This is a genomic window from Oligoflexus sp., assembly GCF_035638955.1.
Classification (GTDB): Bacteria; Bdellovibrionota_B; Oligoflexia; order Oligoflexales; family Oligoflexaceae; genus Oligoflexus.
This window is the reverse complement of the sequence record NZ_DASQYZ010000216.1, coordinates 1-26,783: the sequence shown is the minus strand read 5'-3', so window position 1 is coordinate 26,783 and position 26,783 is coordinate 1. Positions and strand designations below refer to the sequence as shown.

Here is a 26,783-nt window from a genome sequence, read left to right as displayed (position 1 = left end):
GATCCTAAACTATGGCAAAAGCGCCTGGGGAATACTGCTAACCCCAAAGTAAGATCGGTACCGGTATGAAAGTTGTGATTGGAATTCCTGCTCGTATGGGTGCTTCAAGATTTCCAGGCAAGCCGCTCTGTAAAATCCTGGGTCTGACGATGATTGAGCACGTCTACAAACGATGCCTGCTGGCGCAAAAAGTCGACCATGTTTTTGTCGCGGTGTGTGATGAGGTGGTGAAACAGGAAGTCGAGCGTTTTGGTGGGACCGCGATCATGACAGATCCGGACATTGAGCGTCCGGGATTGCGTGTGGCTGCGGCGGCGAAAACTTTGGGCCTGGTCAAGGATGATATCGTTGTCGTCGCGCAAGGCGACGAGCCACTCCTCCATCCTGACATGATAGACCTGGCAGTCGAACCGCTGCTCAAGGAACCAGATCTCATGCTTGGCACGTTGGTCGCGCCAGCCAATGAAGACGAGTGGCTCGATCCGAACGAAGTCAAGGTGCTCGTGAACAAGCACAATGACATCCTATTCATGACGCGAAGTCCGGTCCCATCCAACACGAGAAACCAGGTGGGCCAGCGTCTCAAGCAAGTTGCCATCATGCCTTTCAGAGCCCATTTCCTCCAGGAATTCAACCAAATGGAAATGATGCCCTATGAAACGGTGGAATCTGTGGAACTGCTCCGCGCTTTGGAGCATGGAATAAAAGTAAGAGCTATACACTCGCCCTATCAGAGCGTTTCGGTGGATACCGAACGTGATAGACGAGAAGCCGAAGAGATCATGAAAACGGATCCGTTTTATCCTAAATACGGGGGGAACCTGTTGTGAGAAAGAACGCCCTAAAAGAAAAGCTCGATGCTGGCAAAAGAGTCTTTGGTGCCTGGTCGAATCTTTCCTCTCCGACAGCGATCAATGTGCTAGGTGAAACAGGTCTGGACTTTTGCATTATTGATATGGAGCATGGCCCGACTACATTTCAGACGGCGGAGAATCAACTCTTTGCAGCTGAAGCGGCGAACATGTCGCCTATCATAAGGCTAGGCGAGGGGCCGGCGCCTCACATTCTGCATGCCCTCGACATTGGAGCCCAGTCTATTTTGGTTTCTCAGGTTTCAACTGCTGAACAGGCCAAGCAGATCGCTGATGCCTGTTACTATATGCCGGAAGGCAATCGGGGCCTGTCACCTTTTACTCGAAACCACAGCTATTCAGAGATCAATCTGAAAGAAAAGATGGCAACTGCCAATAAGCAGATGTTCGTGGGTGTGCTGGTCGAGGGTGAGGAAGGCGTTCGAAACATTCCCGAGATTGCCAAAGTCAAGGGTCTGCACATGATTTACATCGGCATCTACGATCTTTCGATGGCGTGTGGAGTGCCGGGTGAATTGACCCATCCCAAAGTGCTCAATGTTATGAAAGAGTATGCAAAAATCATAGATGGATCCGGGCTGGTGGCCGGGTCCGTTGCGCCGGACCTGGGCTATATGCAGATCCTCTTCGATTGCGGCTTCAGATTTGTCTCTTACAGAGCTGATTCGGCTATGCTGCGGGATGGGTATGCATCGGCTCTTCGAGCCTTTTCGGAGATTTCAGAGAGTCGCTCAAACTAATAGGCAAGGGGCATTTTATGTTGAGGGTTGGAATCGCAGGCTACGGCACCGTCGGCAAGAGGCGTTACCTATGCATGAAAGAGGATCCTCGTGTAAAAGTGGTGTCGGTCTGCGACAAGTCGATGGAAGATGGCGACAATTCGCTGCAACCGATCCGAGTCTATAATGATTTCCGTGCCATGATAGCCAAGGAAGAACTGGATGTCCTATTCGTATGCCTGACCAACGATGTGGCGGCTGAGGCGACGATTTTAGGACTGGAACGAGGATTTCACGTTTTCTGCGAAAAGCCACCCGGAAGGAACGTTCAGGAGATCGCTCAGGTTCGAGTCGTGGAAAAACGATATCCACATCTCAAACTCAAGTACGGGTTCAACCACAGGTATCATGACTCAATCAGAGAAGCTTTACGTATTGCCTCGTCAGGTGAACTCGGGCGCGTGATCAATATTCGCGGTGAATATGGCAAGTCTATGATTGTCAATGTCGCCGATGGGTGGCGATCGAAAAGAGCGATCGCCGGCGGCGGAATCCTATTGGACCAAGGGATCCATATGGTGGATCTCATACGCCTTTTTGCTGGCGACATGGAAGACGTCAAGAGTTACGTCTCCAATGACTATTGGGGATTGGATGTCGAAGATAACGCCTTTGCGCTGATGAAGTCCCATTCAGGGGTTATTGTCCAGTTTCAATCAACGGCGACTGAGTGGAGGCATCGATTTAACCTCCAGATCAACTTTGCCGAAGGTTCGGTTGTCATGGCCGGAATCCTGTCCGGGACAATGTCTTATGGGCAGGAAACGCTCACGATCTACCCAAAAGATCCCAAAAGCAGTGGCAATCCGAAAATCCAGACAACCAATTATCTGAACGATCATTCGTGGCCCGATGAAATAAACGATTTCCTGGAAAACGTTCTTAACGATGAACCCGTCACGACCGGATCCAGCGAAGACGCCTATAAAACGATGCAACTTGTCTATCGGATCTACTTTGAGGATCAAATATGGCGGGAAAAATACGGGATTGAACTATGAATATCAATTTTGATGGGCAAGTCGCGCTCGTCACAGGCGGAACGAGAGGAATTGGGTGGCAAATGGCCCAAGACTTCGAACGTCTAGGAGCCAAGGTTTGGGTCACCGGAACATCTCCCGTGAAGCCAGCTCATCTTTCTGAGAGAAATTTCGAATACATTGCCGTTGATTTCTCGATTGAGCAGCAGGTTCAGATATTCCTGGAAAAACTCAAGACTTTGGATCGACTCGATATTTGCGTCAACAATGCTGGAATCAACCGCATCAATCCTCTCCAGAACATCGAAGCCGGAGATTACCGGGATATGATGGCCGTTAATCTGGATGTGCCGTTTAAAATCATCCAGACAGTTGCTCCGATCATGCAGAAGCGTGCTTACGGCAGAATCGTCAATATCTCATCGATCTTTGGTAAAATCAGCATGGAAAAAAGAACGGCCTACTCGATGACCAAGTTTGGTCTTAAAGGCCTGACTGTGGCCACTTCCATCGAACTGGCTAGGCAGGGAATATTGGTCAACACGGTATCTCCCGGATTTACCTTGACCGACCTTACACGGAAGAATCTCAAGGAACTCGAGATCGAAGCCTTGTCTGCGCAAATTCCAGCCCGAAGATTGGCTGAGGTCCACGAAATTTCCCATGTCGTCACATTTCTCTGCAGCCGCTACAACAGCTATATGTGCGGGCAGGATGTTGTCGTTGATGGCGGATTTACCAATGTTTGAGTCCCTTGAAATCAAGTCCAGGCTGCGGGCGTACAGCGTGCATTTTACCAACGATTTTCGCAGTGAAGTGCGGAGGTTCGTTGCCGCGGATGCATTTTTTATCGTTGATAGGGAAGTCGCACGGCTCTACCTTTCATCCGAGCAGCAAATCATACCTGTCGAAAGAATGCTGCTGGTTGAAGCAACCGAGCCAAATAAGACTCTGCACTTCAGCATGGATCTGATTCAGGGCTTGATTGAAAAGGGAGTGAAGCGCTCCAGCTCAGTCGTGGCGATAGGAGGTGGTGTCGTTCAGGACTTGACGTCCTTCCTCTGCTCTATCTTATTCCGAGGCGTCACCTGGCACTTTATTCCGACGACTTTGCTGGCCCAGGCTGACAGCTGCATCGGCGGAAAATCCTCGATAAACTTTGGGAAAGCCAAGAACCTGTTGGGGACATTTAATCCTCCGGAATCGATATATATTGATACCGCCTTCCTGTTTTCGCTCCCCGTCGATGAGATCAAATCCGGGATCGGCGAAATACTGCATTATTATTTTTATAAGAATACCCCGAAGATTACTGATCTTGCAGAAAGCTATGCAGCTCTTCTGGATGATCGCTCGTTGCTGAGGGAACATATAGAAGAGAGCCTGAGCATAAAGAAGGAACTTGTTGAGATCGACGAATTCGATAAGGGTCCAAGGCGATTGTTCAATTACGGCCATACGTTTGGTCACGCCCTGGAGGCGATGACGGACTATAAAATAAACCATGGTCAGGCCGTGACGCTGGGGATGGACCTTGCCAACTATGTGTCCCTGAATCTGGGGTTTTTGTCGAGTGACCAGTATCATACGATGAGTTCCATCTTGCGCCTCAATTCGCCTGATTTCTCCCTGGAAAAGTATGCTTTGGATGAGTACTTCAGATATCTGTCCTTGGACAAGAAGAATACGTCTTCCAAGGTCACCTGCATTCTGTCCCGAGGGTTGGCTGAACTTTTCGTTCATCAAATCGAGCTGAATGCGACGACGACTGGAATTATTGAAGCGTTTTTTCGAGAAAAATATCCTTAAGGAGTCAGGGATGCATCGGAGGCCGAAAGTATTCATCTCCACCTATCCCTTTGGAGTCCACGATCAAACGCCGCTTTCGATTTTGGAGAAGGGTGGCATTGACTTTGTCCTCAATGCGGAAAAGAGAAAGCTGAAATCGGAGGAAGTGGCAGAGATTGCCCGGGATGTGGATGCTATCATTGCTGGTACTGAGGACTTGCTGCCTTTACTCACTGCCAATCCGAAACTGAAATTTATTTCGCGTGTCGGTATCGGTCTGGATGCCGTTCCAGTGTCCGCCTGTATGGATCGAGGCATTCGGGTTTCTTATACCCCCGATGCTGTGACGATGGCGGTTTCGGAACTGACTCTTGGTTTGATGATCGCTGGAACCCGCCATGTTGTAAGGTCAGATCGAGAGTTGCGCCGAAAGGGATGGTCGAGACCTATCGGGACGCGGATCGGCGAATCCGTGGTCGGTATTATAGGTGTAGGGCGGGTTGGGAAAAACGTCATCCGCATGCTCAGTGAGTTTCGACCCCGCAAAATTCTTTTGAATGATATCCTGGATAAAACCCAGGAAGTTTTTGACATTCTCGGCTCCCGAGGCATTGACTATGAGTTTGTTTCAAAAGAAAGAATCTTTCTTGAATCAAACATAGTTACCCTTCATGTTCCCCTCAATGCACGGACAAGGAATATGATTGGAAAGAAGGAGCTTGATCTATTCCGGCCCGACTGCTTTTTGATCAATACAGCAAGGGGGGGTATCGTCAATGAAGCAGACCTCTTCAATGCCCTTCAGGCAAAAACCATCCTGGGGGCTGCCGTTGATGTATTTGAATACGAACCTTACACAGGGCCCCTGATCGAGTTGGATAACATAGTCCTGACCCAGCATATGGGCTCGTGCTCGTTTGATTGCCGGTTTCTAATGGAGACTCAGTCCGCCGCGGAAGTCGTTCGCTATTTTAATGGTGAACCCCTTCTTAATGAAATAAAATACGAAGACTACATATAGAGGGCTAGCTATGGATAAGCTTCAGCACGCGATGGATTTTGCCAAGAACTTTGCTAGCCAAAGTATTGCAGCGATACGTGACTTCGATATAGCGAAGATTGCAGAGGTCGCGCATATTCTTTACGAGGCCAAGGAAAGAGGCAATCAGATCTTCTTTTTTGGGAATGGAGGAAGCCATGGCATCGCTTCCCATTTGGCTTGCGATTTTGGCAAGGGAACCAAGATCACAGGTCGGAAGAATCAAAAGTTCTATAAAGTCTTCGCGCTTGATAGTGCACCCTGGCTGACAGCGCAAGCCAACGATGGAAAAGAGCCATTCACGGAAGGTGATTATCCAGGTACCTACAATCACGGCTATGATGGAATCTTTGTAGGTCAAATGGAAAACTTTATCCAGAGTGGCGATGTTGCCTTTGGAATCTCCAGTTCCGGCAATAGTTTGAATGTGGTGAATGCTCTTCAGTTTGCCAAGGAAAAAGGTTGCGCAACTATTGCGATGGTAGGATTTGATGGAGGAGAAGCGGCCAAGGTCGCCAATCACGTGCTGCTGGTCCGATCACCAAAAGGTGCCTACGGGCTTGTCGAAGGTGCGCACGAAGTGATTCATCACCTCCTGTACGAATATGCCATCGTACTGGAAAAAGGCCAGGATGCGGACAAACCAGAATTTTTCATTCCTGAGGCATCGTTTCAAGAATCTCAACAGCGTTTAAGCTGAAGGAGGCTTCGCAGCTGCGGGGATCCTAATACAATTGGATTGAAGGAAAATCAAGAAATGCTCCCCCAGGGATTCCCTATCACCGCAGAAAGCCATTCCACCCGTGACCGGTGCCTGGTCGGGTTTCTTCTCTTCCTTCTTTTGCTCCTGCCCAAATTGGGGGTCTACGACTTATCCATACTGCCTCTCGCCTTGTGGTTTGCTGTTGCAGGATTTCGTCGTCGCTATTCCTTAAAGATCGTGGGATGGATGGATGTCTTATTGCTGGCGTGGTGGATTCTTCTTGGGATTGGGGTCTGCGGCTACCTATACAACGGCATCTATTATGCGGAAATTCTCTTTAAACCCGCCAGACAGATCGTATTGATTGTACTCCTGGCCGCATTGTTTCAATACGTGCGGGTCCCGTTTCAAACTCTCGGCAAGGCTGTCATATTCGCAGCTACAGTGAATGGTCTCATCATCTTCACTCAATATATTTTGAATCTCACGCATATTTCGTCCGACTTTATGATTATGCCAGCCTTTGCCGACTACTATATACAAAGCTATCGAAAGCCCGGCCTCTATGCGGGTTATCCCGTGGCGGGAATGATGGGCGTCTACGGACTGATTTTTTCTGCAAACGTCCTGCGGTCCAAACGCAGCTTTTTTTATGCTTCCACTCTCGTGATATGTGGATTCTCAATACTCTTGACGTCGCGGACCGCGATCATTTTTGAAATCCTGGCGATTATATTGTTCGTATTGCCTCTCTTTTTTTCAACTTCTGGTCGTCTGATTCGATTTTCAGCATTGTCCATTGCTCTGGTACTGGGAGCTGCCGGACTCATCAAGTCGGGGAAGTTAAACCAGGACACTGTCAATGAGATGATCCATCCTTTTGTCAAACTTGCTGAGGGTGAAGTGGTTGCCGTCCCGAGTGTGGATGCTCTGATGGGGAGTTACGGAAATTTTCCGATGAAAGATTCGACATGGCTTGTCGGTAATGGCCTGACGATGAAAACCGACGAAGGTGTCTCAGTTGACGACGGCTTTCAGGTTGTTCTCTTTGGGGGTGGGGCGATTTATCTCCTCATTCTGATGCTGCTGCCATTTCTGTATTTTGCTCTGCCCTTGCGAATGAGGCTGTCAAAGTATGATAAGCGGGCTCTATTTTTTATTTATGCGATGAATTTCCTTAGCAATGCCAAGGGCAGTTATCTCTTCAGCCGAGCTTTGGGCGATGTTCTCGTTATCATCACCATCTATAGCATCTGCGAAGCCAGTCGAACCTTCGCTAGGGTTCAAAGGATGTCCGATCCCATCGATGCGGGTATGATGACCACGTCGAAGATCGTTTCTTAAGTCTCTTATTTCTGAGTGTGTAAATTATGGCGACCGAACCTAAAAGCCTGGAAATATATATCGATGGACTGGACCACGGTGGGGCTGAGCACCTGCTGCTGTCCATGCTTCCTACGCTCAAAAAGTCCTTTCCCGACCTTATGATCGTGACTTTCCGTGGCGACTTTCCCCTGACCAGGAAATTTGAAGAGTATGCGCAGGTGAAGCAGGAAAGCTTCCTGCGTATTTTTCGGAGGCTTTGGCAGTCTGAGTCGATCGCCTATGTCGGCCTCTCGAAGTCAATCATGCTTGCCACTTTAGTCAGCGTCCTGCGATGGTCTTGTCGACTGCCGAAGCGTCGCATCTACTGTCACGAGCACACGTCCTTTCATTACTTTTCAGGTCGTACCGGTGGGTTAAAAAAATTCTTTGATTTTTTCTATAAAAAACTCATCATCGTCTGCCTAAACAGACAGCTCATCTCCTATATCATTAGCACCAGATCGCGGAAAAAAGAGCTTGAGGTCAGCGTCAGATGCTTGACGAACACGCTGCTTTTTCCCAACAGCTTTAGTGCCGAGACTTTGGCCGCTCTTCTCGCTAGCCGCAAGTCCATAAAAATCCATGGTGACATGGGACGACGCCAGTTTCGAATGTTCACGCTGTCTCGTCTGGATCCCGTGAAACAACTCACGTGGGCTATCGATGCTGCTCACCTTGTGGCTCTTAAGAATCCAGCCTGGCAAGTAAGCCTGGAGATCTGCGGCAAAGGTCCAGACTTGACCAGGCTCTCGGCGCACCTGGAATCCTGTCGTCCCCTTGAAAACTTGCAGGTGGTGTTTGCCGGCTTTGTGGGGAGTATTTTGGATTTGCTGGTGCGAACGGATCTCTTCCTTTTTCCGAGCCGCGTCGAGGGTTTTCCCTTGTCCCTGACTGAGGCTGCTTTATCAGGGATTGACTGTGTGGCAACAAACTGCCCCCATGGACCTTTCGATATTGCCGCGCATTTTCCAAACGTTCGATTGGTCGATCCTCCGACACGAGAGCTTTTTATCTCTGAAGTCGTTGAGCATTTCGAAACATGGAAACGCCGGGACGAAAACTTTCAGCGTCCCTTAGCGGGACAGACCTGGCCTTCCATTGAGGAACTCACGGAGCGTCTGGTCAAGTACTTCCAAAATGCCGATCGATCGTCACAGGCTTCGATATTGGACGCAGCATCATCGCCGGTTTCGTAGAACATTTTCTTCAGGTCTAAAGGATTTTTCGTCATGGATCTTAAATCAAAGAAAATATTGGTAACAGGAGCCGATGGTTTTATCGGCAGTCATCTTGTAGAGCGGCTTATTGAACTGGGATGCAACACTCGTGCCTTCGTCTACTACAACTCATTCAATAGTTACGGCTGGCTGGATACGTTGCCCCAGGACAAGCTGAATCAGATTGAGGTCTTTTCCGGTGATATTCGAGATCCCCAGGGTGTGCGTAAGGCGGTCACTGGTTGTGACGTTGTGCTGCATCTCGCCGCATTGATAGCTATCCCTTTTTCCTATCACTCTCCCGACAGCTATGTTGATACGAATATAAAGGGAACACTCAATATCCTGAACGCTGCGAGGGACCTGGGAGTGGCAAAAACCATAGTCACGTCCACCAGCGAAGTCTATGGTACCGCGCAGTATGTCCCTATCGATGAATTACATCCTTTGCAGGGTCAATCCCCCTATTCGGCAACAAAAATCGGTGCTGATCAGCTCGCCCTGAGTTTCTATCGAAGTTTTGAAATGCCTGTAGGTATCATTCGACCCTTTAATACTTTCGGCCCAAGACAGTCTGCGCGTGCCGTCATTCCCACCATTATTGCTCAGCTCGCCAATGGCGCCAAGGAGATCAAGCTTGGCAGCCTCAGTCCAACACGCGATCTGACTTTCGTTGCGGATACTGTCGAAGGTTTCATCTGCATGGCGAAGTCGTCAGACGTGATGGGAAGGGTCGTAAATGTCGGCAGTGGGTTTGAGATATCCATTGGTGATCTGGCGACGAAAATCATCAAGCTCATGGGTTCTGATGCCCAAATAGCGAAGGATGTGGAGCGGGAGAGACCTAAAGATAGCGAAGTGGAGCGGCTCTGGGCTTCCAATGAGCTGGCGAAAAATATCATGTCCTGGTCACCCCAATATAGTTTGGATCGTGGTCTGAAGACCACGATTGATTGGTTTATGCAGAGCGTGAACTTGGAAAAGTATAAGAGCCATATTTACAACATTTAAATGAAGGGTTTGCCTATGCAGGCTGTTATTTTAGCTGGGGGCAAAGGATCTCGGCTCAAGCCATTTACAGTGAGCCTTCCGAAGCCGCTCGTGCCGATCGACGATGTCCCCATCCTTGAGGTTGTTCTGAAACAGCTGAAAAGGGCTGGATTTACCGATATCGTCCTCGCAGTGAATCATCTGTCCAATCTGATTATGGCGTTTTTTGGGGACGGCAAAAGCCTCGGCTTAAACATCACGTATTCCCGCGAAGAATACCCTTTGGGAACCGCAGCTCCGCTCCGACTCGTCGATCAACTGGATGACAATTTCCTGGTTATGAACGGGGACTTGCTGACGACGATAGATTACGCAAAATTGATGGATTTTCATCGAAGCGAAGGCTGCGATATCACAATCGCCACATACAAGAAAGAAGTGAACATCGATCTCGGTGTTCTTAAATGCGATGGTAAATTATTCCTCGACTATATAGAAAAGCCAACTTACTCGTTTGATGTGAGCATGGGTATTTACATCTTCAAGAAGGAGATACTCGAGTACATTCCACGCGATGGAAAATTCGATATGCCGGAACTGGTGCTGGCCGTTCGCGACGCAGGTAAGAAAATTTCCTGTTTTTCGGGCGAATACTATTGGCTCGATATCGGGCGGGTTGCGGATTATGAGACTGCGAACCAACTTTTCAAAGATAGACGTTCGGAGTTTCTGCCGGAATGAAAACAGTCCTTGTTTTGGGAATCAGCGGCTTTACGGGTCGTCACTTTCAAAGGTTTGTGACGGAGCATAAGCTCGACGAAAAATTCAATTTCGTCGGCGTGACAAGAGACGTTGATCTCTCACTGGAAAATAGCTTCGAGCTTATCGTTCAGAGGCATCGGCCGTCCTACGTTGTGAATTTCATAGGGGCTATTGGCCGCAAGAGCGTCGGCGAGCTCATTAAAGTAAATGCGTTGATGAGCCAGAGACTGCTCGAAGCCTGCCTTCGTTTTGGTGATGCCATCGAGCGCATTCTGCTCATCGGTTCCGCTGCGGAATACGGTAAGCCTTTGGCATTGCCTATTACCGAGGGACATGAGCTGCGACCGATAAGCAACTATGGATTGTCGAAGGTTTTGCAGACTGACATCGCCAATTTTTTCTGGCGTACACATGGGCTTCCGATCGTCATGGCAAGGCCATTTAACCTCTCGGGTCCGGACTTGTCTCCGGAGCTGTCTCTGGGAACGTTTATGGATCAGATTCGTAGGGCAGCTCCGGGTGATGTGATCAAAACCGGAGACTTGTCAGCTCGCAGGGATTTTGTAAGCATCAATGATGCTGTCAGAGCATATTGGGACATACTGATGAAGGGGCAAAACGGCGAGGTCTATAACGTCTGCAGCGGTTATTCCCTGCAAATGCACGAGATTCTGCTCGATCTCATCCGACGGTCGGAAAAAACCTTGAAGATTCAAATCGAGACGGATCGCTTCAGGAAGGACGATATTCTGGATATCTTTGGCAGCTTTGCAAAGCTGCAAGCCCATGTAGGATGGGAACCCAAGGCAAGTAATCCCTACTAAGGTAGGAAGGAGTATAACAAGTGGCATTTGAAAGTGTCTCCCTATTCGCAAATAGAGGTCATGAGGAAGCTCTGGAACTGTATCGGCTCAGAAAATCTGATGCGTTGGCATTCTATGAAAAATATTCGAGCAGTTTTGTCGAACGGGCTTGTCCCATCTGTGGTGAGACCGAGCATTCGGAAGATGACCCTTTTCTCGGGGTTTACGCGATTGCCCGATGTAGCGCCTGCCAGAGCCAATACGTCAACCCCTGTCCTCCCTCGGAGGCATTAGGTGACTACTATGGTAATTTCCAATCGTGGATATTAGCCGATGCGATGTTGGCAAGACGACTCAAGGAGAAGTCCGGTTATTCTTTCTATGAGCGTCAAGATAAGGTGATCGAGGCGATCGAAGAGACGATACAGTCAGGAGTCGATCAGGTCAATGTACTTGAAATAGGCGCCAATTCGGGGGCTTTTCTCTGTGCTCTGAAAGCGAAATGCCAGGAATTGGGTATACTCAACAAGGTCAAGCTGTCTGGAATTGACCTGGATCGACGGGCTGTTGAAAACCCGTTGGACAAGGATCTGAATCTCATTTATGGCGATGCCGAAACTTTTCTGGGAGATCGGAAGGGCGAGTATCATGTCATTGTTTTCTTTGAGTTGATAGAGCATCTGATTGATCCCTTTGCATTCATGTGCAACGTTAAAAATGCCCTCAAGCCAGGCGGGCGAGCAGCCCTGACGACTCCGAACAATTGTGGGTTTGAGCTGCTGGCAATTGGCTACAATAGCCAACGTCTTCTGGCGCACGCGATTTTTCCTCCGATGCACCTGAACGCTTTCAGTACACAGAATATCCTCCATTTTGCTTTGCGTTGCGGTCTCAAACTTAACTGTTTGATCACACCAGGCAAGCTCGACGTTGACATGCTCGGGAAGACGAAAGTTGAATATCAAGACGAGCTATTGAAATTCCTCGCAACTGCAGATGATCAAACAAAGGGCCTTGCCCAGGCCTTGATACGCTATGTCAATGGAAGCAGTCACATGCTTGTAGTTCTGGCTAAATGATTCATGGGAGTGTTCATGCCAACGATTGCCTTCTATTTTCCGTATGGAAGTATTGGAGGAGTCTCAGTTTTATTCTTGCGGTTGGCTGCCCGACTGACGGAAAGCTATCGCGTCATCATCATGGACCTGAACGACGGTTATATGGCGAACCATCTCCCGCAAGGTTGTGAATTCCTGCCTTATGATCAACCAGAAAAACTTCCCGAGGATTCTTTGCTCATTTTGCAGAGCTGCCCATTGTGGCGTATAAAGGGCCTCGCCATGTTCCCGAAAGGAACCAGGATATTCTTTTGGAACCTTCATCCCGATAATCTAACGCCCCGCTTGGTTTCATGGGGTCTGAACAGCTCCTGGCATCATTTCGCAGCAGCGTTCATCCATGCATTATCAAGAGGGAGGAGGCAAAAGCTCAGGATGCTTGTCTCGCATCTCATTGAGCGAAAATCCATCGTATTCATGGACAGGGAGAACGCAAGGAAGACCACGACTTCACTCGGCCTATCCGCAAATGATTGCGTATACCTTCCTATCCTTACGGACGAACCGACTTTAAGCCGGGAGCCTTTCGATGCGATTGATACCTTGGAATGCGGCTGGATCGGGAGATTGGAGGATTTTAAGATGCCCATCCTATTGCATCTCATCGATAGGCTGGATCAAATAGCCTCCCCAAAGCCCAGGTTGACGATTGTCGGGGATGGTTCGGGTAGGAAAGCAATAGAAGCAGCCTTGGAAAAGTGTCGAAATCTAAGCGTTCAATTCACTGGCACGATCGGATTTCAAGACCTCGACAGCAAAATTGTCCGCTTTCATGCGCTGTTTGCTATGGGGACAAGTGCCCTGGAAGGTGCAAAACTCGGAATTCCGACCTTCTGTCTCGACTATTCCTATCGGCCGATTACGGGCTTGTACCGATTCCGTTATATTTTTGAGACTCATGGGTATAATCTTGGTGAAGAGATAGGTGAGCGGCATCTGGAGAGCCAAAGCTCGCTGGAAGCGAAGATCTCCGACTTGATCCAATCTCCTAACGAGCTCGGAGAGCGATGCAGAAGGCATTGGGAAGGCAGCTATTCGCCGGAGTTCGTGGTTAAGAGATTTGTCGATCTGGTTGAGAACTCAAATGCACCTATAGAGGAACTTGTCGATCTCAACCTGGGCAGATCGGATTTTTTCAGTTATTTAAAATCCCTTCTCTTGAAGCCAAGTGCAGTCACGGGATTCATTGGGACCTGATCCTGCATCCCCTTAAATGAAGATACGTGGCAAGGGTGTGCGCTGATCGCCGATATCGTATTGATTCAAATAATTGTCAGCATAGCTGCCAAACCCCTTCTGCCCCTCCGTCTCCCAATCCTCAGGACTTAAACCCATGGCAAGCATGAGGGTGATGAATAATTCGTTGATAGGTCGACCCAGATTGAGCGGGGACGTTGCGACAACGTCAGATCGGAATTTTTTCTTCACCTCGGCTTGGTAATTTATGTAGCGACCTGTCTGGAGTCTGCCACCTGCAGAGCCTGCGAGGAGCACTATCATGTCATCGCTTGTATGGACATTGTTGACGGTTGGATCGCTGCCCCAGGCTCCACTTTCGCTTCCCCAATAGACAATCGAGTTGTCCAAATAGGTTCTGCCTGTCTCTGGATCTTCTACGACGTCCAGTTTGGTCAGCAGGTCGGCAACCTGCTTGGCCGTCCAACGGTTGATGGCCGACATGCGCATAACGTTGTAAGGATTATCCATGTTGTGGGTCATGAAGTGAAAGGTCGATCCCTTCCCAGGGCCTTCAATTCGTGCGACATCGGGTACGAATGAATAGGACCGGCCGTCTGCTGGTGACCCGATTTCCAGAGTTACAACTTTCGTTAGATTACATTTTATCGCATTGACGACGAGATCCATATGTGCCGTTGTAATGGCCGGAGTATCCGTTTCACCTAGCACCTCTGGGCGGGCTGGAGCCTGGCACATTGATGAGCTGAGGCCCAGGCGACGATTCAGGTCGTCAAGCAGGGTCATATGCTGATCAAGACGTGATCTATCCTCACGTGAGAGTCGGGAATTGCTGAGCAGGCGTTGATAATCGTCCCGGAGATGATCCACAATTCGGCGTCGGGAAGATCCAATTGGGATGGGAAACAGCATTTGGAATATACCAGTTGGGTCGGCCATGGGCACGACAGGCTGAACCCCGTAACCGACCTTAGCATAGCTCAAGGCATGGGGTACCTCCAGAAGGCTGGGGCCTGGAACTTTTGCGTTCAAGACACGGACAGCTGGTTCTTCCTGGTAAACTTTGGATGACCTTGCCATCACCTGGTCTATCGACAGATGCATTTCTCCCTGCATGGCAAAGCCCGTTAGCATCTTTCCAGGCCAATGATCTCGACCATTTTCAGAAATCTGGTCGAGGCCCCTTATGAGAAGGAGCTTGCTTCGGATGGCATCGAATTCCGGTCCCAGGATGTTCGATATAGGGCCATTGATATCGCTGAGGTTGGTTTCATGAATGTTGGGACCAGTTTTGATCGCATTTGGTATTTGGGAAGGATACCATTCAGGTGAGTACAGGCCATTGCCGCTGAATATCGCTATAAATCTTTTTGGAGCATCCGCAGCGGCTTTCGCTGTGCCGGATGTCAAGAGAGACGGCAAGATTGGAAGAGCAAGGCATGCACCACCAGCACCACTTAAAAAGCTTCGACGAGTATGGGCATCTTGGAAACTATGTTTTGGCTTCAGACGCATAGCTCTTTCTCCATTCAATGATTGAAATCAAGGCTCGATTTTTCTGTCCACGGCTTTTAGGATGCTGCCACTTTTGGATAGCATGACTTGAATTCCACCGCCGGGTCGCGTCAGCTCGTTATAAAGAATCTGCAAGGTTTCACGATCATTCCCAGTTTCACGGCGACCCATGGCGTAACGGAACCACTGCCGCACGAAGCAGAAATTAGCCTTTTCACTCACAGCGATTCGATCGATGAGTTCCAACGGACCGTTGGCCGGTGCTTCAGCTGAATTGTCAATGTTTGGAACCATGGCGAGATCGATAGGGAGCATTCTGATAAAACCCCCTGATAGATCACGTGCCGGTTCTTCAAGCCGAACTTTTCCAAGTGTGTCGTACATTTCCATGGCGAAGCCAAGGGGATTGATACGCGTGTGGCAGGTATAACAAGGCTCCGAAGCGGTTTTCTGCTCCCAACGCTGCCTTGCTGTCATGTTTGGATCGAAAGGCGGCAAATCAAACGTTCCAGGAGGAAAAAGATTCGATGGTGGTGGGGTAATTTCATCGCAAAGGATCTGTTGGCGAATCCCAGCTCCGCGGTGAATGGGTGAAGTTTCTTCCGATTTTTGAAAGAGCGTGGCCACTCGTGTCAGGATTCCTCGCCTCGAGCTGCGCGACAGAAGGACAAGATCCTGGCCTGGAGGGAAGTTCGTTTGATAGATGGAAGTCGGAAAGTCAAATTGTGTCTTAACCATCACCGTTGATTGCATCAGATCGGCGAAATTTCCCTTTCTTTCCCACGTTATATAATCAAGGAATGCATGACTTTCGGCGAGAGCGGATTCAACGATTGTCGACGCATCGCGGATGCCACGATCGGCAAGAAATTGTTCAGAGAATTCACCATAAGAAACGGTCTTAAGGCGATTCAGGTGCAGCCACTGGTCGTAAAACTCCTGAACCCATGTGCGAGCCCTGGGCGATGAAAAGATTCTGGCCGATTGCTGTTCTGCTTCTTCAAATGTCTCCAATTTGCCGGTCGACGCCAGCATAAGCAACTCATCATCTGGCATGGAACCAAAAGCCAGATAGGAAAGGCGCGACGCGAGAGCAAAGGGGCCAACCTTCAAAAGTCCATCATTTTCGGTCCCGTCGACTTCCAAATGATAGAGAAAGTTTGGAGATTGCAGGAACCAGCTGACGACAGATTTCAGACCGACTTTTTGTCCTTCAGAAAGATTTTCTTCATAAATTCCATGGGCTTTGGCGAATTCCTCGGCAGTAATAGGCCTTCGAAACGCCCTCATGCCAAAATTAGTGATGAAACTCGTGATGCAGTCACTGCTGAGATCGGTGGCCTTGAGGCAGGGATAGTCTGTACCAAAACCAAGGTCCTCAGTGACAGCTGATTCGGCAGCCGCCTCCGCAATATAGAAAAACGCGCTGACCATGCTTGCGCTTAAGGTGAGCCCCATCCTTTCAAATGGTTGGCTTGGGTCTTCATTGAGCGATAGAGAGATCTGATCGCTGATCCTGGCAAAGGTTTTTGGACCCATTAAGTCGCGGATCGTGTTGGTGTATTCTTTCTTTGTAAGGCGGCGGAGGGGATCAACAATCGCCGTGCTTCTGGATAACGAATCTCCTGTCTTCGTTGGATCTTGCGCGTCGATGAGCAATCCATCTGCGATCCACTGGTTGAACATCTTCGTTTCACAAGTGTGCAGGTTCCTGGCTGGCGGCATACGCTCTGAATTAACTTGATCAAGGGCTTTTTTCCAGCGCTGCTGCGCAGTAAATATCGAGGCTGAATCTTCGAAAATATCGAGTCGGATGCCTCCGCTTGCTGTAGTATCATTATGACAATTGATGCAATGCCTTGTCACAAATGGCAGAATATGGTGCGTGAAATCATAGCCCTTTGCAAAGGGAGGCTCATAATCCTGACACGTGAAGACCTGAGCGTCAGCTTCCGAGGTTGGCTGACTGCGGGGGCGCTGTTTAGAGAGACAGCTGACCAGAATCCACGAGGCACTGAACAAAATAAATGTCGCCCGAATGTAAGGAGCAATTGCGCCGCATGACATTCTCAGCATTTCCTCTCCTCGATAATTAAGGATCTTCAGAAACCCAGGATTCACAGTCCGATGAGGAGCCCCTGAAGCAAGATTTGGACCTTGAAGGTATCGGAAAGATTCATGGAAACTCAATACAGAGCGGTTTGATCATTCGACAAATAAGCAGCGAGAGAATTGAGTTTTCTGCAGGTCAGAGGCAAGACCTCAGCAACCAAGAGGTTAACCAGCAATCCCCGGACAAACTATTTCGGGTTTGACCAATCTTGAATAGACAGGGCGTATACCACTTTTTATTTATTATGATTTTATCAAAAATTGGCGGGATATTTGATGCCCATAGTGTAATGGGCCTTTTTCAAGGGGCAAGCTCGTCAGAGCGAGAGGCGCCTGAAGATTGAATCTGGGATGGATTTGATGATCAGCATGATAAACCGCCAGAATCCGGGAACATAACGAATGCCACCTTTGCCATCCATGGCTTTTACTATGATCCTGCCGACTGCGTCCGGTTTCTTCCAGAGCAAACATTTGTTGGTAATGTGACGAGTCATTGGACTATCGACAAAGCCCAGCTTGATATCTGTTACAAAGACCCCCTTGGAGAAAAGCCGGTTTCGTAATCCCGAGAGAAAAATTGAAATTGAGCCTTTGCACATTCCGTATATGTAATTGCTCTGCCTTCCCCGATCACCGGCCACTGAAGTGATGACGCCTATATGACCTTTTCCTTGAGCCTCAAGTTCATTGGCAGCAATGGTAAGTAGGGATAGAACGCTCAGGAGATTGACATTCAAGGCCTTCTGGGTAAGTGAGAAATCTTTCTGCAGCGCAGTCTGATCCCCAAGAATTCCGTGAGCAATGAACACAGAGTCATACCTGCCTAAAGCGTTTTTAGCCGTCGCGAAAGCAGCAGCATGATCCTTAAGGTCCGCAAGATCAAGGGCCATACTTTCAATTCGGGATCTGGCACGAACTCTCAGATCAAGGACCAAGGCTTCCAGCTTTTTCTCGTCGCGTCCTACAAGGAAAAGGTCATGACCCTGTTCAGCCCATAGCTTTGCGCAAGCCTGTGCAACCGCTGAATTGGCGCCGAATATCACAATTTTCTTCATGTTGATCTCACTTGGTTGGGTGAACCCGTCTCCAGAGTGAGCTGGAGAATTTTGGGTCTTTGTACTGCAGAAATTCCTCGACTCTTGGGAAAAACTTTTGGAAGGATTCAGAGCTCATGCGAGCGTCTTTGGCTGGATAGATGGCACCTCCTGCGTTACCGACGATTCCGTCCAACTCATCCAAAAGCTGAAAAAGCTTTGGGCCAGCCATAGGGAAGTCGAGAGCTAAAGTGACTCCCTCCTTGGGGAACGATAGCATACCAATCGCCGGCATCTTGCCAAATGTTTTGAGAACGGCCAGGAACGAGCCATAACCTGATTTTGCAATACGCCCAAGCAACTCTTGAATCGCGTCCCTTCCATCGGCGAAGGGCACCACGCATTGCCATTGAAGAAAACCGCGTTTACCGTAGATTCGATTCCAGTGATGGATCGAGTCCAGTGGATAAAAGAACGGATCATACGAAATGGTAGTCCTCTTGAAATCTTTGAACTGCTTGCGGTAGTAAAGATTATTAAATATTTTGACTGACAATGAGTTTAGAGCCCAACCAGGAAAATCGATAGGAACAGACCTGGTACCGCCAGACTTTAAATTCTTGACATGACTCATAATGCTACTGGCATGATTGCCACGGATAAAGAGTCCACGTCCCAGACCTTTGCCTTTGGCCACACAATCGACCCACGACACAGTATAGGCATATTCGCTTTCAGACTCCTCAGAGAGGACAAAAAATTCATCAAGGTTTCGAAAGCGAACGACTTCCTGAGTGATAAAGGAATTAAAGACCGGCTTTAGTTTGAATTCTGCCCAGGTTATGACGCCGGTAAGGCCAAGCCCGCCTATGGTCGCATGGAAATATGGGGTATTCTGGGTTCGAGAACATAGAAGGCGCTGGCCATCGGAGCGCAAGAGCTCGAAGCGCAGCAAGTGATGACCAAATGTTCCGTCACAGTGATGATTTTTTCCATGGATGTCATTGGCAATAGCGCCGCCGACTGTAATAAATTTCGTACCCGGAGTCACGGGCAGGAACCAGCCCTGCGGCAGCACGTATTTAATAATATCTTCAAACGTCATCCCTGATTCACACATCAGGATACCTGAGCTTCGATCAAATGAAATGAAGCGACTCAAGTGTGTCATCGGGAGGATATAATTGCTGTCATTTAGACATGAATCACCGTAGCTTCGACCGATTCCATAGGGTAATACGTTTCTTTCGTTCTCAACGTCCGGGAAATCCGAAAAGCGGGAATCAAGATACAGCGGCGAATGTTTGGCTTTGGGAAAACGTCCCCAGCTTTGATAAGCAGGAGTCATAGGATAACCCTTTGCAATAGTTTAACAGACCTTTCTCCAGGCCAAGCAGGGTATGCTCTCTTTAATGCCATGAGGTGAGGGATTCTCATGTTTTTTGCGAGACTCCACTGGTTTGCTGTTAAGGTTTCTATGATTCAGTCGGCCCTAAAACTTTTGCCGATAGTGTGCTTGTTGGGGGGGCGCTAACTTGGAACTGCACGGCAAAGGCCTTCAGCAATCGTCAAAACCAAACTCCAGTCAGTGCAATCACCGAGACGGAGATGGCCATGGATAGTTTTTGATAGCATGGCCGCTTCACCTCATGTGAAGAAATTCCGAATGGTTCATGCCGCGTAGGAAAGACTTTTTCTTCCCTTGGATTTCATAAAGCGCCAATTGATTACCTGTCCTTTGCGATTGACCCGCTTATTCCAGAGTTTAGTGATTCTTTCTAAGACATTGTCTCGAATACATTCCGATGGAGAGCTCAGTTTCCAAGCGATCTCTCGAGGTACACCCTGTCCTAGACGAATTCCAAGTCATAGTGTTGGTAATGTAGTAGGCAAATGGTTGGTCGTCAAGATCCCGGCTCTTCTCGACAGCAACTACCTTGCGAGTCGAATCCTTTTCGATGTGGATTTGGAAACGCTCACAATGGAGCCGTCAACGAGTTCCAGGTTGTGTTTGGCCGCGACTCACAGCGCCGGTGTGTCCCTGTCGTTGATCAGATCGGCGATGCGCTTGCCGCTCAGGATGCTGTGGTCCATATTGTAGTATTGCCAGTCGCCAAAGCGCCCACGGGGGTGGATGTCCAAGCTCATGAGGTAATCGTGAATAGTCTTGACATTCTTCTCGTGGTCGAGGTCGTAGATCACATAGGCAGGGTCGATGTTCAGTACGTCGGTGGCCAGCACTTCGTCCTCCGGTCGCATGATCTTGGCCTTAACTAGACCGTCAATGGTGGCCTGGATGAGTGCTTCACGAACGTGTACGCGAAGCGGGCGGTGCTTGGAACTGGAGATTTCGTAGCACACCGAACTGGTGCCAGGCGGGCACGTCTTCGCGGATGCACTGCGCGGGAAGCTGATGCGGTGGAAGATGAATTCTTCGGCTTCATGGAAGTAAAGCCAGTGGTAGGGGCTGATGTCGGGGCGGTTGATGCCGATGTTCACGCACTTGATTTGGTTGAACTGCAATCCTTTGATGGCATCCATCACATGCTGAGGGATATCGTCGCTGAAGTGCGGCAGGTGGGTCAGTGACAGGGTATAGATTAGGTTCTGGTAGCCCACTACCTTGCCGGTGTCGAAGCTGACTTGTTTATTCTTTGGGTCGATCTTCGTGACAGTATGGTTCAGATAGATGTTTTTCACACCTTTGGCTAAAGCCTTGGGCAGCGACGCGATGGCGCCTTCGATCGGGTACCAGAACTCATGGTTGAAGCCGCTACGGTCGTGTTCGTGCTGAAATGCGCCCCGCAGAACCGTTTCAAAGTTGGGCTCTGGCGGCACACGGTGGTCGATCCAGCTGAAGTTCATGTGCTTGGGGGCGATGGCCCAGACGCGCTCGGCAAATGGAATCATCAGTCGCTCGGCGATGCCCTTGCCGAAGCGCCAGTACGTCCATTCGCGGTAATTCTGGGGCTTTGGGCGATCGGGGTCACGCAGAAGTTCCACTAAACCGCTCAGGCACTCGATGATGTCTTTGGCGGGCAGGCCATACAGCTGAGCCTGGTACGGAAACTGTGTGTAGACGTTGTACTTGCCGTGGTAGATGAAGGCCTTACGTTTCTTGATCTCAATGTTGCCCTTGAGCAGCGTGGATCAGTTCATGCAGATACGGGTTCACGGTGTACAGGATGTGCGGCGCGTAGTCGAAGAGGAACCCATTGACCTCTTCCGATCGACATAGACCGCCGACCTCGTGCAGCTTTTCGTAGACCTGGTAGTCGTCGTCTTTAAGGTGGTAGCCGGCACTCAAGCCGGTGAGGCCGCCGGGATCTGGATTTCCCGTGGGACCAGGTTTTGGACCAGCGCAGGCGTGGCGTCACCTGCAAGCAACTCTATTTGGAGATGCAGCCGGCAATACGCTATCCGCATTTTGCCAGAATCGTAAGGCAACGATTGAAGCCAGTATCAACACCGGCCTTGAGGCTTGATCACGAGCCTGGTTAGCGGGTTCAAATTGATTTTTGCGATGGCCCTCTGGTTCGTGATCCCAGGACCAATAAGCCTCGCAAGACCTGCCTGTTCTGTGCAGTCCTGCCTTTCAGCAGCTATACTTATGCGGAGATCGTGTTCGACCAGAAGCTTGCAACATTTATTGCTTGCCATCAGCGGATGTGGTCTTTTTTTGGCGGTATAACACCCTATGTGGTAATCGACAAACTGAAGTCAGGCGTGAAGAACGCGCATCGATATGATCCCGATGTAAACCCTACCTTTTGTGACTTCGGCAATCAATGCGGCTTTGCCGTCCTTCCTGCCCGTCCCTACACCCCGAGAGAGAAGGCCAGTTGTGAGGCTGCAATTGGTATCATCCAGAGAACATTTTTTCAGGAGATCCGCGACGAGTCTTTTTACGACAACGCTCAGATCAACGATCGACTCCGGTATTTCCTTGAAAAACTGAACACAGCAGTGATGAAGGATCACGGCATCAGCCGGTCCGATCGTTTTGCCATCGAGCGCCCACTGCCCCTTCCATTGAAAGGAATAGATTATGAGATCCTTGAAATGGGTCAGGTAAGAGGATACCGGGTACCCGGCAAATACCCACTGCTTTTTCCCCGGATTCCTGATGCTTGATGGTTTTGGTGATCTGTTCTTCCGTGAATCGACTCTTCTTCATGACCTCTCCTTGTGCTTTGAATTGGCACAGAAGACTCAACTTTTCAACGGATTACTTTGACAAGGAGCAGTCGCTGACTACCGTCCCTTTCGGAATAAATCTGCAGTTATGGCCGGTTTTCCGCGAGTCTGAATATTTTAAATGCCTAAGCCGGGAATGGAAGGCAAAAGGCGGCCAAGCATTAAGAGAGCAGGCATATTTGGCTATTGAATCAGACCAGAAAATTATCAATAATTGCCTACAGATCTCTTTATATGCATGCCTTAGTAGTTGCTGCATTCTCAACTCTTTCCATAGTCCGAGGAAGCTGTCATGCGCCACGTTTTAATAGTACTTTTGGTGTTCGTTGCTCTTTTGCAGCCGATCTCTTTTGCGATGCCATCGCTCCGATCTGAACATGCCAAAATTGGCCGAGATGGATGGCTTATTTTTACCGCCCAGCAAGGCGGCAATATACGAGACTATCGACGTCAGAATCTTCGAAGTGAGCAAGAGCTTGAAAATGCCTATCAAGCTGTACGCTTGGTGCAAAGCAAACTAGAAAGCATGGGCTCTCACTTTGTTTGGATCGTGATCCCGAACACTCCGACAGTATATCCTGAATCGATGCCAAAACATATCAAGCAGAAGGCTGGCCCGTCCCGTCTCGAGCAGCTAGCGGAATACCTGCAAAGGCGGGGTATCCACTTCATTCATGCGACGTCTGCCATGCGGCAGGCAAAAACATTGGGACAGCTCTATCAAAAGACTGATACACACTGGAATGAACTTGGAGCGTACATTGGTTATAAGACCCTCCTGGACTATCTCCGAACTTTAGATCGCCGCTTCTCGTCTCAGCTAGAACCCCTCGATCTCGAGCACATTACAGTGAATACCTTCGAAAAGGAGGGAGGCGATCTTGCTGGAATGCTTGCTCTGCAGGATATACTGCACGAGCAGTATACCCAATTGCTACCCAAGATACCACGAGAGGCTCGCACGACAGGAAACCCAGAAACGGTGCTTGTCTCACGTAAGGACACTCAATGTCCAGGCCCAACGCTTGCTATGTACCGCGATTCGTTTTCAAACTTGCTCCAACCCTTTGTTTCAGAGCACTTCTGTGAGGCTGAGTTTTATTGGAAATGGGAAGTTGATCGTGAGCTGCTGTTGAAACGTAGACCCAGCTACGTCGTTTTCCAAAATATTGAAAGATTCACTGACGACGCTCTCAACGGTTTGATTCAGCTTGCCCAGCAACCGCTGGCTACCATCCCATAACATCTCCAAGGTAGTAGGACATGTCATGGTATTCAGTTCAATGCAGTTCCTGTTTGTTTTCTTTCCTGTTGTTTTTGGCGTCTATTTTGTCCTCCCGACAATACGTTTGAAGAATCTATTCCTTTTGTTCGCGTCCCTTATGTTCTACATCTGGGGTGAAAGAAATTATGTGTTTGTCATGCTGGCTTCGATAACGATCACATGGGCCGGTGGCGTTCTGCTCGAAAAGTCAAGGTCGGACAAAGAGCGGCGCATAGCTCTCGCGACTGGCATCATCGTCAACCTTCTGCTGCTCGCCTACTATAAATATGCCGTTTTTCTTATCCAGAGTTTTGGTAACGCTCTTGCTTTGGTTGGCATCAGATTTGCGGCTCCCGAGAATCTCCAGCACGTCCATCTTCCCGCTGGTATTTCGTTCTTTACTTTTCAGGCGATTTCTTACCTCATTGACCTTAATCGAGGCACGATCAAATGCCAAAGAAACTTGGCCACTTTCGGAATGTATAAGAGCTTCTTTCCGCAGTTGATCGCTGGCCCCATCGTTCGCTATGCCCACATTGAAAAAGAAGTCGACCATCGACCCGTCTCGTGGGCTCATGTCACCGAGGGCATCAGCATCTTCTGTGTTGGCCTTGCCCAAAAGATTCTCCTGGCAAATCCGATGGGGCAACTTGCTGATGACGTTTTCAATTCCCCTCTCGCTGACTTGACAAGCGCCAGCACATGGCTCGGCGCTACCGCTTATGATCTGCAGATTTTCTTTGATTTTTCTGGTTACTCGCAGATGGCCATAGGCCTAGGGCGAATGTTCGGCTTTACGTTTCCGCAAAACTTCAATGTCCCTTATACAGCGTCGTCCATCACCGACTTTTGGCGCCGCTGGCATATGTCGCTTTCCTCGTGGTTCCGCGACTACCTTTACATCCCCTTGGGAGGCAACCGCTGTTCCAAAACAAGGAACTTCTTTAATCTTTTTATCGTATTTTTTCTCTGCGGGCTATGGCATGGCGCGAGTTGGACTTTCGTGATCTGGGGTGCCTATCATGGTCTTTTTCTATGTTTAGAAAAAGCGGGTCTACTTGAGAAGCTCAACAAGGCTCCTGTCGGTTTGTCCAGACTCTACGCGATGCTTGTCGTCCTGGTCGGCTGGGTGTTCTTTCGGGCTGACAGCCTTACCTATGCTCTGGGGTTTCTTAAAAAAATGTTTGGCTTGGACTCGACTCCGCTGTCGGCTGATCGTCTTTCGCTCTATGACCTGCTGAATTATGAGCGTATAGTCGTCTTTTCCATTGCTTTGGTGTTGAGCGCTCAACTCTACCCTAAACTTCCCGTCTTTCAATCATCCGAACGTCCTCATCCGCTTGCTGAGATCGTTCGCGGCGTTGCCTTGTCCGGTGTTTTCCTGCTTTCTCTGGTTTATCTTGCAGGAAGTACTTTCAACCCATTTATTTACTTCAGGTTTTGACATATGAAGAGATTGTCCCATTCCATACTCGCGGTTTCATTTCTGATATCCATCGCTCTTGGGTTCCTCGGCACTCTCAATCAATGGAATCCTTATTTCGGACCCATAAATGAAAATCGGACCATTGCCGGCAAGCCAGAGTTTTCGATCAAAGACTTAAGCAAAACGATCGCTCAGACCGATCAGTATCTGGCTGACAACTTTGGCTTTAGAAAATTCATGATACGATCCCACGCTTTGATTCGACACTTTGTATTCAACGCCTATAGTGCCGAGAATCGCGTTCTCGAAAAATTGGGTGTGACGGAATAAATCAACTTGGCGTTGTGTTCAGCCAGGCAGGAAAGTGAGCCACTAAGCGACGAGGACGCTGCCGTTCGATGGGTTGGGACATGAGTCATTTCATGACAAAGAGGGATGGCTGGTGTCACAGCGCAGCAGCGATAGATTGCAATCCGCTGCGCCACTCAGCCCATCGCTGATGCTGCTCCATACAACGGTAGGCCTTGCGGTTGAAGTCCAGAGTTGAGCGCGCGACTTTCCATGGTTTTCAAACTTTTTTCAGCGATCCATGACGATCGATGGCATGAGCGATAGTACCTTCTTCAATTGTGGGCATGGTTTCCGCGAGCGGTGTGTCATGGACCATCGCCTGACTCAGTTTTTGAAGAATTTTCAGGCCATACCAGCGGTAAATCGGCTGCAGTCATGAGCTCGTCTTTACAGCCGGCACAGTACTTTGATCTTCCCTATGCGTAAAACCTTGCAGACTACGAAGCGCTTCTGCCCTGGAATTTTAAAAAACGTTGAACCATCAGGCAACTCAGAGCCGGATCCTTTCCGATGTGGATTTGGAAGCGCTCACAAAGACCCGACAGTTGGGTTCCAATATTTTGGTATTTATTGACCACTGCATAATTAAAGACGCTACTTGTCCCCCAATGGCGTTCGCTTAACAGCGAACGCCTTCTGCTTTTGGGGTTCAACGGCCAATCGGTCTATGTGAAAATCTTCTATATGATCGCCCTGGCCGAAACCTTGACATGGGTTCATGGATCTGCTCGTTCACAATATCGAGCCAGTGAGAGATGATTTTGTTAGCGCCATGGATCAGGATGGGAAAAACTTTCTTGATAATTCCAAGAACTAACGACGGCGAGGAAACTTGTCTTTCAGCTCTCCTGGTTTTTGGGCCGATGGTTAGCAAAGTCATACCCTGAGCCATATTGATCAGCATCAAGACAGTAAATATTTCCTGAAGAACACCATTAAGATTTTTACTTCTGAATTTTTCAGCAAGGAAATTTCCCTTGAGAATTTTAAAATGCTCTTCAATATCCCAACGTAATTTGTATGCTTCGCGTATGTGGCTGCCAGTGATCTCTTCGTCAAAAATCGATGTTAAGAGGACGATCGGCTCACTTTCACGCAAATCGCTGACGACTCGCAATCCAATGGATCTAGGTACCTAAGCAAAAGTCTTTGATCACTTTTTCTTTACGAACTCACGAAGCCAGAAATTGTCTGCCAGGACTCCGGCTTTTTTAAGCCGCTCACGTGGCGATAACGAACGCAAATGTGCACAGGCGATCTTTATGGTT

24 protein-coding genes and 2 pseudogenes are annotated in these 26,783 nt (G+C 49.0%); 18 read left to right on the top strand and 8 right to left on the bottom strand.

All coding sequences use genetic code 11. The annotated features are described in order from the left end of the window. Nucleotides 1-65 precede the first annotated feature (65 nt). The 13 genes and pseudogenes from VE954_RS19935 (at nucleotide 66) to VE954_RS19875 (ending at nucleotide 12,377) form a co-directional block, all read left to right on the top strand. Entirely contained in the window at nucleotides 66-830 is a 765-nt protein-coding gene (locus VE954_RS19935) for a 3-deoxy-manno-octulosonate cytidylyltransferase (RefSeq protein WP_324955996.1), read from the top strand. Continuing rightward, nucleotides 827-1,612, top strand: a complete 786-nt coding sequence (locus VE954_RS19930; protein WP_324955994.1) for an HpcH/HpaI aldolase family protein — start codon at nucleotides 827-829, stop codon at nucleotides 1,610-1,612. The genes VE954_RS19935 and VE954_RS19930 overlap by 4 nt, the downstream gene beginning before the upstream one ends. A 17-nt stretch (nucleotides 1,613-1,629) precedes the next feature. Next, the gene (locus VE954_RS19925) at nucleotides 1,630-2,652 is read left to right on the top strand and encodes a Gfo/Idh/MocA family oxidoreductase (RefSeq protein ID WP_324955993.1); all 1,023 of its coding nucleotides are present in this window, start codon (nucleotides 1,630-1,632) and stop codon (nucleotides 2,650-2,652) included. Next, nucleotides 2,649-3,380 (top strand): SDR family oxidoreductase, encoded by a 732-nt coding sequence (locus VE954_RS19920; RefSeq protein ID WP_324955991.1) that lies wholly within the window; start codon nucleotides 2,649-2,651, stop codon nucleotides 3,378-3,380. Before VE954_RS19925 ends, VE954_RS19920 begins: the two co-directional genes overlap by 4 nt. Beyond that, nucleotides 3,358-4,440 (top strand): AroB-related putative sugar phosphate phospholyase (cyclizing), encoded by a 1,083-nt coding sequence (locus tag VE954_RS19915; RefSeq protein ID WP_324955989.1) that lies wholly within the window; start codon nucleotides 3,358-3,360, stop codon nucleotides 4,438-4,440. The genes VE954_RS19920 and VE954_RS19915 overlap by 23 nt, the downstream gene beginning before the upstream one ends. A gap of 10 nt (nucleotides 4,441-4,450) precedes the next feature. Then, nucleotides 4,451-5,440 (top strand): phosphoglycerate dehydrogenase, encoded by a 990-nt coding sequence (locus VE954_RS19910; RefSeq protein ID WP_324955987.1) that lies wholly within the window; start codon nucleotides 4,451-4,453, stop codon nucleotides 5,438-5,440. Nucleotides 5,441-5,450: 10 nt separating this feature from the next. Next, nucleotides 5,451-6,083 (top strand): annotated as a pseudogene (locus tag VE954_RS19905) (SIS domain-containing protein); the annotation flags it as partial. A gap of 132 nt (nucleotides 6,084-6,215) precedes the next feature. Beyond that, complete coding sequence (locus VE954_RS19900; protein ID WP_324955984.1) at nucleotides 6,216-7,505, top strand: hypothetical protein; 1,290 nt, start codon at nucleotides 6,216-6,218, stop codon at nucleotides 7,503-7,505. 26 nt (nucleotides 7,506-7,531) lie between these two features. Next, complete coding sequence (locus VE954_RS19895; protein ID WP_324955981.1) at nucleotides 7,532-8,722, top strand: glycosyltransferase; 1,191 nt, start codon at nucleotides 7,532-7,534, stop codon at nucleotides 8,720-8,722. 33 nt (nucleotides 8,723-8,755) lie between these two features. Next, nucleotides 8,756-9,754, top strand: coding sequence for an NAD-dependent 4,6-dehydratase LegB (locus VE954_RS19890; RefSeq protein WP_324955979.1), 999 nt, complete (start codon nucleotides 8,756-8,758; stop codon nucleotides 9,752-9,754). Nucleotides 9,755-9,769: 15 nt separating this feature from the next. Continuing rightward, a complete protein-coding gene (locus tag VE954_RS19885; protein WP_324955977.1) occupies nucleotides 9,770-10,474 on the top strand; it encodes a sugar phosphate nucleotidyltransferase in 705 nt (234 codons plus the stop codon). Beyond that, nucleotides 10,471-11,319 (top strand): NAD-dependent epimerase/dehydratase family protein, encoded by an 849-nt coding sequence (locus tag VE954_RS19880; protein ID WP_324955975.1) that lies wholly within the window; start codon nucleotides 10,471-10,473, stop codon nucleotides 11,317-11,319. The genes VE954_RS19885 and VE954_RS19880 overlap by 4 nt, the downstream gene beginning before the upstream one ends. 20 nt (nucleotides 11,320-11,339) lie before the next feature. Then, a complete protein-coding gene (locus tag VE954_RS19875) occupies nucleotides 11,340-12,377 on the top strand; it encodes a class I SAM-dependent methyltransferase (RefSeq protein WP_324955973.1) in 1,038 nt (345 codons plus the stop codon). Between the two features lie 69 nt (nucleotides 12,378-12,446). Here VE954_RS19875 and VE954_RS19870 read toward each other — a convergent pair whose 3' ends face one another. Next, nucleotides 12,447-12,680: a hypothetical protein gene (locus VE954_RS19870; RefSeq protein WP_324955971.1), complete on the bottom strand. Its 234-nt coding sequence runs from the start codon at nucleotides 12,678-12,680 to the stop codon at nucleotides 12,447-12,449. A gap of 318 nt (nucleotides 12,681-12,998) precedes the next feature. Here VE954_RS19870 and VE954_RS19865 point away from each other — a divergent pair, with 318 nt between their 5' ends. Next, on the top strand, nucleotides 12,999-13,613 hold the full coding sequence (locus VE954_RS19865; RefSeq protein ID WP_324955969.1) for a hypothetical protein: 615 nt from the start codon (nucleotides 12,999-13,001) through the stop codon (nucleotides 13,611-13,613). Between the two features lie 12 nt (nucleotides 13,614-13,625). Here the strand turns inward: VE954_RS19865 and VE954_RS19860 are convergent, their stop codons facing one another. The 6 genes and pseudogenes from VE954_RS19860 to VE954_RS19835 all read right to left on the bottom strand — a co-directional run. Next, nucleotides 13,626-15,128, bottom strand: coding sequence for a DUF1552 domain-containing protein (locus VE954_RS19860; protein WP_324955967.1), 1,503 nt, complete (start codon nucleotides 15,126-15,128; stop codon nucleotides 13,626-13,628). 27 nt (nucleotides 15,129-15,155) lie between these two features. Further along, nucleotides 15,156-17,204, bottom strand: a complete 2,049-nt coding sequence (locus VE954_RS19855; protein WP_324955965.1) for a DUF1588 domain-containing protein — start codon at nucleotides 17,202-17,204, stop codon at nucleotides 15,156-15,158. Nucleotides 17,205-17,557: 353 nt separating this feature from the next. Continuing rightward, complete coding sequence (locus VE954_RS19850; RefSeq protein ID WP_324955963.1) at nucleotides 17,558-18,298, bottom strand: SDR family oxidoreductase; 741 nt, start codon at nucleotides 18,296-18,298, stop codon at nucleotides 17,558-17,560. A 7-nt stretch (nucleotides 18,299-18,305) separates the two neighbouring features. Beyond that, nucleotides 18,306-19,625 carry an FAD-binding oxidoreductase gene (locus tag VE954_RS19845; protein WP_324955961.1) on the bottom strand — a complete coding sequence of 440 codons (1,320 nt, stop codon included), beginning with the start codon at nucleotides 19,623-19,625 and terminating at the stop codon, nucleotides 18,306-18,308. A gap of 674 nt (nucleotides 19,626-20,299) precedes the next feature. Then, nucleotides 20,300-21,280 carry a protoporphyrinogen/coproporphyrinogen oxidase gene (locus tag VE954_RS19840; RefSeq protein ID WP_324955959.1) on the bottom strand — a complete coding sequence of 327 codons (981 nt, stop codon included), beginning with the start codon at nucleotides 21,278-21,280 and terminating at the stop codon, nucleotides 20,300-20,302. 121 nt (nucleotides 21,281-21,401) lie between these two features. Further along, nucleotides 21,402-21,587 (bottom strand): annotated as a pseudogene (locus VE954_RS19835) (NAD(P)-binding protein); the annotation flags it as partial. A 311-nt stretch (nucleotides 21,588-21,898) separates the two neighbouring features. Here VE954_RS19835 and VE954_RS19830 point away from each other — a divergent pair. The 4 genes from VE954_RS19830 to VE954_RS19815 all read left to right on the top strand — a co-directional run bounded on the left by VE954_RS19830 (nucleotide 21,899) and on the right by VE954_RS19815 (nucleotide 25,494). Beyond that, complete coding sequence (locus VE954_RS19830) at nucleotides 21,899-22,411, top strand: hypothetical protein (RefSeq protein ID WP_324955957.1); 513 nt, start codon at nucleotides 21,899-21,901, stop codon at nucleotides 22,409-22,411. A gap of 355 nt (nucleotides 22,412-22,766) precedes the next feature. Then, complete coding sequence (locus VE954_RS19825) at nucleotides 22,767-23,717, top strand: alginate O-acetyltransferase AlgX-related protein (RefSeq protein ID WP_324955955.1); 951 nt, start codon at nucleotides 22,767-22,769, stop codon at nucleotides 23,715-23,717. A 25-nt stretch (nucleotides 23,718-23,742) separates the two neighbouring features. Then, nucleotides 23,743-25,182: an MBOAT family O-acyltransferase gene (locus VE954_RS19820; RefSeq protein WP_324955953.1), complete on the top strand. Its 1,440-nt coding sequence runs from the start codon at nucleotides 23,743-23,745 to the stop codon at nucleotides 25,180-25,182. Between the two features lie 3 nt (nucleotides 25,183-25,185). After that, entirely contained in the window at nucleotides 25,186-25,494 is a 309-nt protein-coding gene (locus VE954_RS19815; protein WP_324955951.1) for a hypothetical protein, read from the top strand. A 670-nt stretch (nucleotides 25,495-26,164) separates the two neighbouring features. Here the strand turns inward: VE954_RS19815 and VE954_RS19810 are convergent. Beyond that, nucleotides 26,165-26,632 (bottom strand): transposase, encoded by a 468-nt coding sequence (locus tag VE954_RS19810; RefSeq protein ID WP_324955949.1) that lies wholly within the window; start codon nucleotides 26,630-26,632, stop codon nucleotides 26,165-26,167. Nucleotides 26,633-26,783: the final 151 nt, after the last annotated feature.